14 protein-coding genes and 4 tRNA genes are annotated in these 13,999 nt (G+C 60.3%); 8 read left to right on the forward strand and 10 right to left on the reverse strand.

All coding sequences use genetic code 11. The features are described from left to right. The 4 genes from NF676_RS23030 to yacG are packed head-to-tail and all read left to right on the forward strand — an operon-like array spanning window position 1 to window position 2,909. The gene (locus tag NF676_RS23030) at window positions 1-1,218 is read left to right on the forward strand and encodes a type II secretion system F family protein (RefSeq protein WP_095181835.1); all 1,218 of its coding nucleotides are present in this window, start codon (window positions 1-3) and stop codon (window positions 1,216-1,218) included. Window position 1,219: 1 nt separating this feature from the next. Beyond that, window positions 1,220-2,092, forward strand: coding sequence for a prepilin peptidase (locus NF676_RS23035; protein ID WP_041477817.1), 873 nt, complete (start codon window positions 1,220-1,222; stop codon window positions 2,090-2,092). Further along, window positions 2,089-2,712, forward strand: coding sequence for a dephospho-CoA kinase (gene coaE / locus NF676_RS23040; protein WP_110646726.1), 624 nt, complete (start codon window positions 2,089-2,091; stop codon window positions 2,710-2,712). Before NF676_RS23035 ends, coaE begins: the two co-directional genes overlap by 4 nt. Then, on the forward strand, window positions 2,709-2,909 hold the full coding sequence (gene yacG / locus NF676_RS23045) for a DNA gyrase inhibitor YacG (protein ID WP_016773149.1): 201 nt from the start codon (window positions 2,709-2,711) through the stop codon (window positions 2,907-2,909). Before coaE ends, yacG begins: the two co-directional genes overlap by 4 nt. A gap of 7 nt (window positions 2,910-2,916) precedes the next feature. Here the strand turns inward: yacG and NF676_RS23050 are convergent, their stop codons facing one another. After that, a complete protein-coding gene (locus NF676_RS23050; protein WP_016773148.1) occupies window positions 2,917-3,132 on the reverse strand; it encodes a hypothetical protein in 216 nt (71 codons plus the stop codon). Window positions 3,133-3,197: 65 nt separating this feature from the next. Next, window positions 3,198-3,887: an energy-coupling factor ABC transporter permease gene (locus tag NF676_RS23055; protein WP_041477814.1), complete on the reverse strand. Its 690-nt coding sequence runs from the start codon at window positions 3,885-3,887 to the stop codon at window positions 3,198-3,200. Window positions 3,888-4,077: 190 nt separating this feature from the next. Here NF676_RS23055 and NF676_RS23060 point away from each other — a divergent pair, with 190 nt between their 5' ends. From NF676_RS23060 to NF676_RS23075, 4 genes are all read left to right on the forward strand, one after another. Next, window positions 4,078-4,704, forward strand: a complete 627-nt coding sequence (locus tag NF676_RS23060; RefSeq protein WP_007909887.1) for a DUF1780 domain-containing protein — start codon at window positions 4,078-4,080, stop codon at window positions 4,702-4,704. Continuing rightward, complete coding sequence (locus NF676_RS23065; RefSeq protein WP_160768590.1) at window positions 4,701-5,228, forward strand: MOSC domain-containing protein; 528 nt, start codon at window positions 4,701-4,703, stop codon at window positions 5,226-5,228. The genes NF676_RS23060 and NF676_RS23065 overlap by 4 nt, the downstream gene beginning before the upstream one ends. Window positions 5,229-5,279: 51 nt before the next feature. Then, entirely contained in the window at window positions 5,280-5,453 is a 174-nt protein-coding gene (locus NF676_RS23070; RefSeq protein ID WP_007909875.1) for a DUF3094 domain-containing protein, read from the forward strand. A gap of 63 nt (window positions 5,454-5,516) precedes the next feature. Then, on the forward strand, window positions 5,517-6,815 hold the full coding sequence (locus tag NF676_RS23075; protein WP_016773144.1) for an NAD(P)/FAD-dependent oxidoreductase: 1,299 nt from the start codon (window positions 5,517-5,519) through the stop codon (window positions 6,813-6,815). A 156-nt stretch (window positions 6,816-6,971) separates the two neighbouring features. Here NF676_RS23075 and NF676_RS23080 read toward each other — a convergent pair whose 3' ends face one another. The 8 genes from NF676_RS23080 to rluD form a co-directional block, all read right to left on the reverse strand. Further along, on the reverse strand, window positions 6,972-8,597 hold the full coding sequence (locus NF676_RS23080) for a methyl-accepting chemotaxis protein (RefSeq protein WP_252886816.1): 1,626 nt from the start codon (window positions 8,595-8,597) through the stop codon (window positions 6,972-6,974). 161 nt (window positions 8,598-8,758) lie between these two features. After that, a tRNA-Pro gene (locus NF676_RS23085) sits at window positions 8,759-8,835 on the reverse strand. Between the two features lie 97 nt (window positions 8,836-8,932). Further along, window positions 8,933-9,008: transfer RNA gene (locus tag NF676_RS23090), tRNA-Lys, on the reverse strand. Window positions 9,009-9,013: 5 nt separating this feature from the next. Further along, window positions 9,014-9,090 (reverse strand) — tRNA-Pro (locus NF676_RS23095). A 9-nt stretch (window positions 9,091-9,099) separates the two neighbouring features. After that, window positions 9,100-9,175: transfer RNA gene (locus NF676_RS23100), tRNA-Asn, on the reverse strand. A gap of 297 nt (window positions 9,176-9,472) precedes the next feature. Further along, a complete protein-coding gene (gene clpB / locus NF676_RS23105; RefSeq protein WP_073475480.1) occupies window positions 9,473-12,037 on the reverse strand; it encodes an ATP-dependent chaperone ClpB in 2,565 nt (854 codons plus the stop codon). 130 nt (window positions 12,038-12,167) lie between these two features. Next, window positions 12,168-12,890, reverse strand: coding sequence for a peptidoglycan editing factor PgeF (pgeF, locus tag NF676_RS23110; protein ID WP_056790460.1), 723 nt, complete (start codon window positions 12,888-12,890; stop codon window positions 12,168-12,170). Further along, the gene (gene rluD, locus NF676_RS23115) at window positions 12,887-13,849 is read right to left on the reverse strand and encodes a 23S rRNA pseudouridine(1911/1915/1917) synthase RluD (protein ID WP_016773140.1); all 963 of its coding nucleotides are present in this window, start codon (window positions 13,847-13,849) and stop codon (window positions 12,887-12,889) included. Before rluD ends, pgeF begins: the two co-directional genes overlap by 4 nt. Between the last annotated feature and the right edge of the window lie 150 nt (window positions 13,850-13,999).

The following is a 13,999-nucleotide window of genomic DNA, read 5'->3' on the forward strand; positions in this document are numbered from 1 at the left end:
ATGGCGGTCAAGGCAGCGAAAGTCAGCGTTTACGCCTGGGAAGGCACGGACCGCAAAGGCAGTAAAGTCAGCGGCGAGTTGAGCGGACAGAACCCCGCACTGATCAAGGCGCAACTGCGCAAACAGGGGATAAACCCGGGCAAGGTGCGCAAGAAATCCGCCTCCCTGCTGACCTTGGGCAAACGCATCAAACCGCAGGACATCGCCCTGTTCACCCGGCAGATGGCGACCATGATGAAGGCCGGCGTGCCGCTGTTGCAGTCCTTCGACATCATCGGCGAAGGCTTCGAAAACCCGGCCATGCGCAAACTGGTCGACGAGGTCAAACAGGAGGTCGCGGCCGGTAACAGCTTCGCTACGGCCCTGCGCAAGAAACCGCAATACTTCGACGAGTTGTACTGCAATCTGGTCGACGCCGGCGAACAGTCTGGCGCCCTCGACACCTTGCTTGAACGGGTCGCGACCTATAAGGAAAAAAGCGAAGCGCTCAAGGCCAAGATCAAGAAAGCCATGACCTACCCCACCGCCGTGGTGCTGGTGGCGGCAGTGGTAACAGGCATTCTGCTGGTCAAAGTGGTGCCGCAGTTCCAGTCGGTGTTTTCCGGGTTCGGCGCAGAACTGCCGGGCTTCACCCTGATGATCATCAGCCTGTCGGAATTCATGCAGCAGTGGTGGTGGGCCATTCTTTTTGCGCTGGTGGCAGCGTTTTTCGGCACTCGCCACGCGTTGAAGACTTCGCAGGCCCTGCGCGACCGGCGCGATGCCTGGCTGCTGAAGCTGCCACTGGTGGGCACCTTGATGTACAAGTCCGCCGTCGCACGTTTTGCCCGCACCCTGTCGACCACATTCGCAGCCGGTGTGCCGCTGGTGGAAGCACTGGATTCGGTCGCCGGTGCCACCGGCAATGTGGTGTTCAAGCGCGCGGTGTTGCGGGTGCGGCAGGACGTCTCGACCGGCATGCAACTGAATTTCTCCATGCGCAGCACCGGTGTGTTTCCCAACATGGCGGTGCAGATGACCGCCATCGGCGAGGAATCGGGCGCGCTGGATGACATGCTCGACAAGGTCGCCGGTTTTTATGAAGCGGAAGTCGATAACATGGTCGACAACCTCACCAGCCTGATGGAGCCGTTCATCATGGTGGTGCTGGGGGTCATCGTCGGTGGACTGGTGGTGGCCATGTACCTGCCGATCTTCCAGCTCGGCTCAGCGATCTGACATGCCTATCGACGAACTGTTTGCCGTGTATCCGCTGGCCTTTGTGGTCAGCGCGCTGCTGCTCGGGCTGGTGGTCGGCAGCTTCCTCAACGTAGTGGTCTGGCGCCTGCCGAAGATGCTCGAGCGCGACTGGCGCCAGCAGGCCCATGATGTGCTCGGCCTGCCCACTGAAACGCCTGTGCCGACCTACAACCTGATGCTGCCGCACTCCGCGTGCCCGCATTGCGGACACCGGATCCGCCCTTGGGAAAACATTCCGCTGCTCAGTTATCTGCTGCTGCGCGGTCGCTGCTCGGCCTGCTCGGCGCCGATCAGCAAACGTTACCCGCTGACCGAACTGGCCTGCGGCGTCCTCTCGGCATTCATTGCCTGGCATCTCGGCTTCGGTTGGCCGGCAGGTCTGCTGATCTTGCTGACATGGGGCTTGCTGGCGATGAGTCTGATCGACTGCGAACATCAGCTGCTGCCCGATGTGCTGGTGCTGCCGCTGCTGTGGCTGGGGCTGATCGTCAACAGCTTCGGCGTGTTCGTGGCGTTGCCCGATGCGTTGTGGGGCGCGGTCGCGGGTTATCTGGCGCTGTGGTCGGTGTTCTGGCTGTTCAAACTGCTCACCGGCAAGGACGGTATCGGCCATGGCGATTTCAAGCTGTTGGCCTTGCTCGGCGCATGGGGTGGCTGGCAGATTCTGCCGCTGACGATTCTTCTATCTTCCCTGGTGGGGGCGATTTTGGGCGTTGTCATGCTGCGTCTGCGCGCCCAGGAAACCTCGACGCCGATCCCCTTCGGACCCTTTCTGGCGATTGCCGGCTGGATTGCCTTGCTCTGGGGTGGTCAAATAACCGACTTCTATTGGCAGTCTGTCGGTTTGAAATGAATACCCCTGTGGAAAAACCCTGGATCCTCGGCCTGACCGGCGGCATCGGCAGCGGCAAAAGTGCGGCGGCGCAGCACTTCATCGATCTCGGTGTGCATGTGGTGGATGCCGATCATGCGGCGCGCTGGGTAGTCGAACCGGGGCGTCCGGCGCTGGCGAAAATCGCCGAGCATTTCGGTTCCGGCGTGTTGCAGTCCGATGGCACGCTGGACCGCGCCGCCCTGCGCAAACTGATTTTTGAAGAGCCCGAACAGCGACGTTGGCTCGAAGCGCTGCTGCATCCGTTGATCGGCGAAGAAATCGCTCATCATCTGGCGCAGGCAAAATCGCCTTACGCGATTCTGGTTTCACCGTTGCTGATCGAGTCCGGGCAATACGCGATGACCCAGCGCATTCTGGTCATCGATGCGCCGCAACCACTGCAGATCGAACGCACCTTGCAGCGTGACCAGACCAGCGAAGCGCAGGTGCAGGCGATCCTCAAGGCGCAATCGAGCCGTGAAGACCGCGTGAGCCGTGCCGACGACGTGATCGTCAACGACCGCGACCTCGCCTGGCTGCACAGCGAGGTCGAGCGTCTGCATCACTTTTATCTGACTTTATCCGGAGGCCAAGCATGAGCCAGATTCCAACCGTTGAATGCCCAACCTGCGGCGCCCCCGTCGAATTCACCCCGGCGAACAAATTCCGTCCGTTCTGCTCCGACCGCTGCAAACTGATCGACCTCGGCGCCTGGGCCTCGGAAGAGCACAAGATTCCGGTCGCCCCGGATGCCGAAGACGAGCTGTTTTCCGGCGATTTCGATCCGCGTCACTGATCGCTGATCAGGGCCGCATAAAGCCGTAGTCCTGACTGTCGTCGAGGTTCTCCGCGAGAAAGCGCAACTCGTCGGCCAGGTCTTCGGCATTGCGCACTGCCTTGCTTTGCTGCACCACGGCGCTGAGCAGGGCGCGCAAACTCAGGCCCGGGTCAAAGCCCACTTCCTGCGCCAGCTCCAGACTCTGCCGGGTTTCCTGCCGCGCCCATTCATAAACGCCCATGCCACTGCTCCTGAAGGGATTTGCGCGAGCATGAAATCTCTGCGGCATGGCCGGCTTGATGTGGATCAAGACTTCGGATCGTCGTCCTTCCACGGCGCCGAAAGGTAGCGGGTGCGGTTGAAGGTCTCCAGCCATTCCGGGCAGAACACCACCAATGCACTGACGACCATGCCGTTGATAAAAGCCTCGGGAAACAGCAGCAACCACAGGTAGCCGACGAAATCTTCCAGCCATTCCGGCATGGCGAAGAGGCCGTCGTACCACAGCAGCGTCAGGCTGAGGATCAGGCACAACAGGCCGGACAACGCGGCGGCGAAGAAGCCGGAACAGAAGATGTAAACGAATGGATTGCGTGGCTGCGCACGCTCGACCAGAATCGCCACGCACTCGGTGATCAGCACTGGCAGCAGAATCAGCAACGCGCCATTGACGCCCACCGCAGCCAGGTCCTGACGCCCCAAAAGCACCAGGCCAATCTGCGCAACCAGCCCGCCGACAATCGCCAGCGGCCAATCGAGCAGCAGCGTCACCGCGGTCATGCCGATGAAGTGATAAGACACACCGGTGTCGAAATCCCTGCGCACCAGCCACAGCAGAAACAGCGCGAACACCGTGCCGAACAGCAAGTGCTGCCGACGACTGTCGCTGAACAGCTCGACCCATGGCGCACGCATGATCGCCCAGAGCAGCGCCGGCAGATAAATCAGCCAGCCGAGTGTCAGGCTTGCCGTTGAAAGCAGTTCGGCACCGATCATGATTCCCTCACCTGCTACTCGACACGCTTTTTTGTAGGAGCTGCCGAAGGCTGCGATCTTTTGATCTTGTTTATAAAAGCAAAAGATCGCAGCCTTCGGCAGCTCCTACAAGGGCGCAATCGCGCGACGTTTATGTCTGAGCCGATGCAAAGCTATCTGCTTGTCGCATTTGGACGCTAAGCTTGGGCTTATGGATGATTCAGATTATTTACGCCTGCTGACCATCGCGGCCGAGCAAGCCAACGCGTTCCTGTCCAATGCCCGCAAATGGGAGCGTGAGCGTTGGGTCTGCCAGCGCCTGCTGCAAGGTCTGAACATCCCCTACCGCGCCGACGAATTCGCCCCGGCCGGTGAGCCGCCGGACGTGTTGTTTCGCGATGCCAATTTCGAAGTTTTTTTCGTCCTCGATGAGGGCCGCCGTCTCAATGATGAATGGCGCGACGAATTGCAGCGTCGGCGCAGCGCGTTTTCCCTGAGCCAACTGGTGCGCCGCGAAGCCAAGCCCAAACGCATCCCGGCCAATGAATTTCTCCTGCGTCTGGCGCCAACCCTGCGCAAGAAGGCGCACAACTACAAGGAACGCGGCATGGATCTGGGTGAACTGGACATCATCGCCTTCGCCAGCCTCAAGCGCGAAGTGCTCGATCTCAACAGTCATTTCCCGCCACCGACCGAATATCTGCGTCAGGGCTGGCGCTCGCTGTCGCTGGTCGGCCCGACATTCGCCCGCGTGCTGTTCGCCCACCCCGACGCACCGGACTTTCTGCGCAGTAACCTCGGCCGCAGCATTGTGTTCGACGTGGGTATCAGCCTGTGACGCCGCTGCAGCAGTTGATCGCTGAGGTTCCGCAAACCGGTCGTGTGCGCTGGATCGGTGTGCGTCCAGAATCCCGTGGGCCGATGCTTGAGCTGGACGCGGTCGAGGCGCGGCTGGAAGCCGGGCTCACCGGCGACCACGCCCGCCCGGGCGTTCGCAATGCGCGACAGGTGACGCTGATTCAGTGGGAGCACTTGGCGGTGATCAATGCATTGATGGGCCGTCCCGATGACGAGCCGGTCCGGCCTGAAGATCTGCGGCGCAATCTCGTTATAAGCGGAATCAATTTGTTTAGCCTGAAGGGGCGGCGCTTTCGCATCGGGCAAGCGATACTCGAAACCACTGGCTGGTGTCAGCCCTGCGCACGCTTGCAGAACAATCTCGGCCCGGGCACGTTTCAAGCCGTGCGCGGGCATGGCGGGATCACTGCCCGGGTGTTACAAAGCGGCATCATTCGCCTCGACGATAGCGTGTGCGTCGAACCGGTCCCGGACAGCGGCTACGCTGCGTTCAACCCGGGCTGAAAACCGCTGTAGCCTGTGCTCATTCAGTAACGTCTACCTGACGAGGCAAATATGACCAGCCGCCTGAACCCCGAAGACCAAAAGCATGTCGAAGAGTACCTGCAATTGTCCCAACACCGTGTCGAGCGCCGGCCTTTCCGGCCGTGGATGCTCCTGGTGCTGGTGCTGGCAGTGACCATTGGTCTGGGCCTGTTGAGCCGATTTATCAGTTACCTGACGTTATGAGCTGCCTTGCGCTCCCTCGGGTAACCGCACCGATTTCCTTTAAAAACCTTGCGAGTTATCCCTATGTCCCATCGTATTGTCATTGTCGGCGGCGGCGCCGGCGGTCTGGAGTTGGCTACCCGTCTGGGTAAGACTCTGGGCAAGCGCGGCACGGCGAGCGTGATGCTGGTCGACGCGAACCTGACCCACATCTGGAAACCGCTGCTGCACGAAGTGGCCGCCGGTTCCCTGAACTCCTCCGAAGACGAACTCAATTATGTCGCCCAGGCAAAATGGAACCACTTCGAGTTCCAGCTCGGGCGCATGAGCGGGCTTGATCGCGCGCAGAAGAAAATCCAGCTGGCGGCAACCTATGACGAAAACGGCGTCGAGCTGGTACCGGCGCGTGAAGTGGCTTATGACTCGCTGGTGATCAGCGTCGGCAGCACCACCAACGATTTCGGCACCCAGGGCGCGGCGCAGCATTGCCTGTTTCTTGATACGCGCAAACAGGCCGAGCGTTTCCATCAGCAATTGCTCAATCATTATCTGCGCGCCCACGCCGGGCAGACCGACGTGGTCGAGCAGATCAGCGTAGCGATCGTCGGCGCTGGCGCCACTGGCGTCGAACTGGCGGCCGAGTTGCACAACGCCGCCCATGAACTGGCGGCTTATGGTCTGGACCGGATCAAGCCGGAAAACATGCACATCACTCTGATCGAAGCCGGCCCACGGGTGCTGCCTGCCCTGCCGGAGCGCATCAGCGGGCCGGTGCACAAGACCCTGGAGAAGCTCGGGGTCAATGTGATGACCAACGCAGCAGTCAGCGAAGTGACTGCGGACAGCCTGATCACCGCCGATGGCAACGAGATCAAGGCCAGCCTGAAAGTCTGGGCTGCCGGCATTCGCGCACCGGGTTTCCTCAAGGACATCGACGGTCTGGAGACCAACCGCATCAATCAGCTGCAAGTGCTGCCGACTCTGCAAACCACTCGCGACGAAAACATCTTTGCCTTCGGCGACTGCGCGGCCTGCCCGCAACCGGGCACCGATCGCAACGTGCCGCCACGGGCACAAGCGGCACACCAACAGGCGTCGCTGCTGGCCAAGTCGCTGAAATTGCGCATCGAAGGCAAGACCCTGCCGGAGTACAAGTACACCGACTACGGCTCGCTGATTTCACTGTCGCGTTTTTCTGCTGTGGGTAACTTGATGGGTAACCTGACCGGCAGCGTCATGCTCGAAGGCTGGCTGGCGCGGATGTTCTATGTGTCGCTGTACCGCATGCACCAGATGGCGCTGTACGGGCCGTTCCGCACGGCGATGTTGATGCTGGGCAGCAAGATTGGTCGTGGCACCGAACCGCGTCTGAAACTGCACTAAAGCGCCAACCTGTGGGAGCGAGCCTGCTCGCGAAAGCGGTGGGTCTGTCAACACTGTCGTTGAATGATCCGGCCCCTTCGCGAGCAGGCTCGCTCCCACATTGTTTCGTGTTGTGCGCAAATCAGCAGGCGAAGGCCTGCAATTGATCTCTGTTCATCAGAGCTGAAAGCGTCGCACCATGCCCTGCAGCGCATTGGCCAGTTGCGAAAGCTCATGGCTCGATGCGCTGGTCTGATCAGCCCCCGCAGCCGAACGCACCGACAGGTCGCGAATGTTCACCAGATTGCGATCCACTTCCCGCGCAACCTGCGCCTGCTCCTCGGCGGCGCTGGCGATCACGAGGTTGCGCTCGTGAATCTCGTGCACCGACGCCGTGATCGTCACCAACGCCTCACCTGCCCGCTCTGCGAGAACCAGCGTACTCGCCGCACGAGATGCGCTGGCCTGCATTGACTCCAGCGCCTGGCTCGAACCGCTGCGCATGCCTTGCACCATCTGTTCGATTTCCTGCGTCGATTGCTGGGTGCGATACGCCAGCGCGCGCACCTCATCGGCTACCACCGCAAAACCTCGACCGCTTTCGCCCGCACGTGCTGCCTCGATGGCAGCGTTGAGCGCCAGCAGATTGGTCTGCTCGGCGATGGCGCGAATCACGTCCAGAACCTTGCCGATGTCTTGCGATTGATTGGCCAGCGACTGCACCAGTTCGCCGGTGTTCTGTACATCACTGGCCAGGGCGTTGATCGCGCTGGCGGTTTCGCTGACGCGCTCCTGGCCCAATTGTGCTGATTGACTGGACTGGCGCGTGGCATCGGACGTCGACACCGCGTTGCGCGCGACCTCCTCCACCGCAGCGGTCATCTCGTTGACCGCAGTGGCAGCTTGTTCGATTTCGTTGTTCTGCTCTTGCAGGCCTTGGGTGCTGTCGACGGTGACGGCGCTCAGTTCGTCAGCGGCGGTGGCCAGTTGTGTGGCTGAGCCGCTGATACCTTGCAGCGTCTCGCGCAGGTTCTGTTGCATCGTCGCCAAGGCCTTGAGCAAGCGGCTGACTTCGTCGTTGCCATGGGTTTCGATCGGCCGCGTGAGATCGCCCTTGGCGACACTTTCTGCGGCATCCACGGCGCTGCTCAGCGGGCGCACGATACTGCGCGTAAGCAACATCGCCAGCGCCACCGTGGCCAGCGCTGCCAGACCAATGAACAGGCTGACGATGGTCCGCGAGGTTTCATAATGCGCGGCGGACTTCTCGCTTTCGGCGGCGACCTGGCGGGCGAACAGATCGGCGAGATCGTTGAGTTGCTTGCCGGAGCCGTCGACCACGGTCTTCATGTCAACCAGCAACAATTTGGTCAACTCGTCACGCTTGCCTTGCTCGGCGAGGGTGAATGACTGGGCGATGCCGGTGCGATAGGCGGCGAAGGTTTTCTTGAACTGGTCATACAGCTGCTGACCTTCGGCAGTGTCGACCAGTTTGTCGTAGGCGGCGATTTTCTCGCTCAGTTCCTTGTCGCGGGTGTCCATCTGGCCGCGATAGGTGGCGATATTGGCCTGATCCTGATCGAGCGCCATGCGCAGGGAGATGGTGCGGATGCGCAGCATCAGTTCGCGGATCTCGTCGCCGCCACGGATGCTCGGCAACCAGCGGTTCTCCACCGCCACCTCGCTGTCGCGAATGCTCGACATCTGCCCCAGCGCAAACACGCCGAGCAAGGCCACCAACACCGCGATCAGGGCAAATCCCAGGGCAGCCCGGGGAGCAATATTCAACTGACGAAGCAACATGACGAACGCCCTTATTCTTGTAATGGCCAGATCAAGGGGCGAAGCGTTGGCAGTCCCCTCGTGTTAGCGGGCTATCGGCAGGTTGTATGACGACTTGAAGGGATTCGCCTTTCAGCAGGCAAAAAAAATCCCCGCATCTTTCGATACGAGGATTTTCAATATGGTCGGGGTAAGGGGATTCGAACTCCTGACATCCTGCTCCCAAAGCAGGCGCGCTACCGGACTGCGCTATACCCCGGTAAAAAAAAGGCGACCTTTCAAAGATCGCCTTCTTCGATCAGCGCTTTTGGCCTCTGATCTTAAGATTCGATCCCAGCGCAAACTGGTTTCAAAAATGGTGGGTCGTGTGGGATTCGAACCTACGACCAATTGGTTAAAAGCCAACTGCTCTACCAACTGAGCTAACGACCCAAATATGGTCGGGGTAAGGGGATTCGAACTCCTGACATCCTGCTCCCAAAGCAGGCGCGCTACCGGACTGCGCTATACCCCGGTTTGAAATTGGCTCCGTGACCAGGACTCGAACCTGGGACCCAATGATTAACAGTCATTTGCTCTACCGACTGAGCTATCACGGAACTACACATTTCAATTTACAACGGTGAAGCTTTGTTGCATCTCGCCACCCGTTCGCATCGCTGCGTTCGTGTGTCTGAGGCGCGCTATTCTACAACCTAGAACACCTCTGTCAACCCCCTAAATTGCTTTCAAGTTAATGATTTGCAACTTATTTCAGATTCCAACCCGGTGGGTTGAAACGCTGCCGGTGACTGACTGCGGGGCGCACTTTACAAGCCTTTTCCTTTGAGTTCAACAGCCTGGCGAAAAAAAGGCCTCGCAATGCGAGGCCTTCCCGGTTTCATTGCCGCTGAGGCTTAGCCGAAAACGATTTCGTCGTTCTCGACCTTGCCGGTGGCGGTGTCGCCCGGCATGAAATGACCCGACAGGATCAACTGCGCCAGCGGGTTTTCGATCCAGCGCTGGATCGCCCGTTTCAAAGGACGTGCGCCATACACCGGGTCGTAACCGACGGCGATCAGCTTGTCCATCGCCTCCGGGCTCAGCTCCAGCTTCAGCTCGCGCTCGGCCAGGCGGCTGCGCAGGCGGCCCAACTGGATCTCGGTAATGCCGGCGATCTGATCCCGCGCCAGCGGCTCGAAGATCACCACTTCGTCAACGCGGTTGATGAACTCAGGACGGAAGTGCGAGGTCAGCGCGTCCATCACAGCAGCACGCTGCGCCTCACGATCACCGACCAGTTCCTGGATCTGCATCGACCCGAGGTTGGACGTCATCACGATCACCGTGTTGCGGAAGTCCACCGTACGCCCGTGACTGTCGGTCAGACGGCCATCCTCAAGCACTTGCAGGAGGATGTTGAACACATCCGGGTGCGCCTTCTCGACTTCGTCCATGAGGATCACCGAGTACGGCTTGCGACGCACCGCTTCGGTCAGGTAACCGCCCTCTTCATAGCCGACGTAGCCTGGTGGCGCACCGATCAGACGAGCCACGGAATGTTTCTCCATGAACTCGGACATGTCGATCCGCACCATCGCCTCTTCAGTATCGAAAAGGAATTCGGCCAGCGCCTTGCACAGCTCGGTTTTACCGACACCGGTCGGGCCGAGGAACATGAACGAGCCGCTCGGACGATTCGGGTCGGACAGTCCGGCGCGGGAACGCCGCACGGCATTGGCCACAGCCACGACCGCTTCTTCCTGACCGATTACCCGTTTGTGCAACAGGCTCTCCATTTTCATCAGCTTGTCGCGCTCGCCTTCGAGCATTTTCGACACCGGGATGCCGGTCCACTTCGACACGACTTCGGCAATCTCTTCTTCAGTCACCTTGCTGCGCAGCAACTGGTTTTCGCTCTTGCCGTGCTGGTCGACCATTTGCAGGCTGCGTTCCAGATCGGGGATCACCCCGTATTGCAACTCGGCCATGCGGTTCAGGTCGCCTTTGCGCCGCGCGGCTTCCAGTTCCTGGCGCGACTGTTCGATCTTCTGCTGAATCTGCGCAGAACCCTGCACCTCGGCTTTCTCCGAGTTCCAGATTTCCTCCAGATCGGAATACTCACGTTCGTGACGCTCGATTTCTTCCTGGAGTTTTTCCAGGCGTTTCTTCGCTGCGTCGTCGCTTTCTTTCTTCAGCGCCTGGGATTCCACTTTCAACTGAATCAGGCGCCGCTCCAGACGATCGAGTACTTCCGGTTTGGAGTCGATCTCCATGCGGATACGGCTGGCAGCCTCGTCGATCAGGTCGATGGCCTTGTCCGGCAGCTGTCGATCCGTGATGTAGCGATGGCTGAGCTTGGCCGCAGCGATGATCGCGCCGTCGGTGATCGCCACCTTGTGGTGTACCTCGTAACGTTCCTTGAGGCCACGCAGAATGGCGATGGTGTCTTCTTCGCTCGGCTCGTCCACCAGGACTTTCTGGAAACGCCGCTCGAGCGCCGCGTCCTTCTCTATATATTGGCGATACTCGTTGAGCGTGGTCGCGCCGACGCAGTGCAACTCGCCGCGAGCCAGCGCAGGCTTGAGCATGTTGCCGGCATCCATCGAGCCTTCGCCCTTACCAGCGCCGACCATGGTGTGCAGTTCGTCGATGAACAGAATGATCTGCCCTTCCTGCTTCGACAGTTCGTTGAGCAACGATTTCAGGCGCTCTTCGAACTCACCGCGATACTTGGCGCCGGCAATCAGCGCGCCCATGTCCAGCGACAGCAGGCGCTTGCCCTTAAGGCCGTCCGGCACTTCGCCGTTGATGATGCGCTGCGCAAGCCCCTCGGCGATTGCGGTTTTACCCACGCCAGGTTCACCGATCAGCACCGGGTTGTTCTTGGTGCGGCGTTGCAGAACCTGAATGGTGCGACGGATTTCGTCGTCGCGGCCGATCACCGGATCAAGCTTGCCGTCTTCGGCGCGTTTGGTCAGATCGACGGTGTATTTATCCAGTGCCTGCCGCGACTCTTCGTGGTTGGCGTCATTTACCGCTTCGCCACCACGCAGGTTGTTGATCGCGTTTTCCAGGGCTTTCTTGCTCACGCCTTGGCCGAGCAGCAACTTGCCGAGCTTGCTGTTCTCGTCCATCGCGGCGAGCAGCACCAGTTCGCTGGAAATGAACTGGTCGCCCTTCTGCTGAGCCAGACGGTCAGCCTGATTGAGCAGGCGCGCCAGATCCTGCGACATGTTGACGTCGCCGGTCGGGTTCTGGATTTTCGGTAGTTGATCGAGCTCTTTGGTCAGCTCTTTACGCAAGCTGTTGACGTCGAAGCCGACTTGCATCAGCAGCGGCTTGATCGAACCGCCCTGCTGTTCAAGCATGGCCTGCATCAAGTGCGCCGGCTCGATGGCCGGATGATCGTGGCCAACCGCCAACGACTGGGCGTCGGACAGGGCCAACTGTAATTTGCTGGTTAAACGGTCAATACGCATGGGTCACCTTCCTTTTGAGCAGGCCGGACCTAAGAAACCATCCTGAATAAAGAAACCTGCCAGATACCACTGTAGATGCGGTCGATTCTGGGAGATTCAAGCGTCGGAGAGTTGATGCAGATCAGAGAGTTTAGCGGGTGAGCCAAACAAGGGAGGCGAAACGACCGGTCCGCGACGCACGGCGATAGGAGAAGAAGCGCGGATCGGTCACGGTGCAGAAACCGCCACCATAAACAGCCGTGACACCCCGTTCAGCCAGACGCAGGCGCGCCAGCAGATAGATATCAGCCATGAACTTGCCGGCATTGTTGCTCGGTACGAACGCTTCTGCTGCTTCAGGCAGTTGATTGATGAAGACTTCCCGTACTTCCGGACCGACTTCAAAGGCTTTGGGGCCAATGGCCGGGCCGAGCCAGACCAGTACCTCGTCAGCAGGAACATCGAGGCTGTCGAGAGTTGCCTCAAGCACGCCCGCCGCCAGACCCCGCCAACCGGCATGAGCGGCCGCGACACGCGTGCCGGCACGATCGCAGAACAATGCCGGCAAACAGTCTGCCGTCATCGCCGCGCAGGCAATACCCGGCGCTGCCGTCCAACTGGCATCTGCAGTCGCAACGACGCCCGGATCAGCATGGGCAACGGTGATCCCGTGCACTTGCTGCAACCAGGCAGGCTGTATGGAGAAGTGATCGGTCAAGCGTCGACGGTTCTCAGCGACGTCCTGCGGACGATCATCGACATGATCGCCCAGATTCAGGCTGTCGAACGGCGCCTCGCTGACACCACCCTCGCGGGTGGTGACACAGGCCCTGACGCTGGCCGGCGCAGGCCAGTCCGGCGTCAGCCAGTTCATCCGACGAAGGCCTCGCGATCCTGCTTGAGCAGGGTCAGCAGCCAGACGAAATCTTCCGGCAGCGGCGATTCCCAGCTCATGCGCTCACCGCTCGTCGGGTGATCGAGTTCAAGGAAGCGCGCGTGCAGCGCCTGACGCGGGAAGTGCTTGAGCGATTCCACCATGGTCGGGTTGGCCGCAGGCGGAATGCGGAAACGCCCGCCGTACGCCGGATCGCCGACCAACGGGAAGTTGATGTGCGCCATGTGCACGCGGATCTGGTGGGTCCGACCGGTTTCCAGTTTCACCCGCACGTGGGTGTGCGAACGGAAACGTTCGAGCACGCGGTAGTGGCTGACGGCAGGCTTGCCGCCTTCCATCACTGCCATGCGCTGGCGTTGCTGGCCGTGACGACCGATCGGCGCGTTGATCTTGCCACCGGCGGTGACCACGCCAATGACGATGCACTCATAGATGCGGCTGACACTGCGGCTCTGCAATTGCGCAACCAGTTTGGTCTGCGCCTGAATGGTCTTGGCCACCACCATCAGACCGGTGGTGTCCTTGTCCAGACGATGCACGATACCGGCGCGCGGGACATTGATGATGTCCGGCACATGGTGCAACAAAGCGTTGAGCAGGGTGCCATCGGCGTGACCGGCGGCCGGGTGCACCACCAGGCCCGCAGGCTTGTTGATCACCAGGATGTCGTCGTCTTCATAGACGATGTCGAGCTCGATGTCCTGGGCGATCCACTCGCCCTGGGCTTCCTGCTCGGCAGTCAGCTCAAGGACGGCACCGCCATGCACAATGTCGCGCGGGCGGATCACCGCCCCGTCCACAGTCAGGCGACCTTCTTTGATCCAGGCGGAAAGGCGCGAGCGTGAGTGCTCAGCGAAGAGTTGGGCGGCGACTTGATCGAGGCGTTGGCCGCCCAATTCGGACGGCACCTCTGCGCGAAGTTCAATTTTATCGGACATGCTCGGACTGGGCGTCGGCACAGCCTTTGGTTTCGGCTGCGCGCTTGTGGTTAAATACGGCGTCTTTTGCCCCGAGGCTTTTCAACGGGGCGCTCATCATAACAGGACGGCCCCGCCCAAGACAGCGGCCGTCATAGGGACGCAAGCCGC

Origin of the sequence: Pseudomonas siliginis (assembly GCF_024072275.1) — a bacterium.
Classification (GTDB): Bacteria; Pseudomonadota; Gammaproteobacteria; order Pseudomonadales; family Pseudomonadaceae; genus Aquipseudomonas; species Aquipseudomonas siliginis.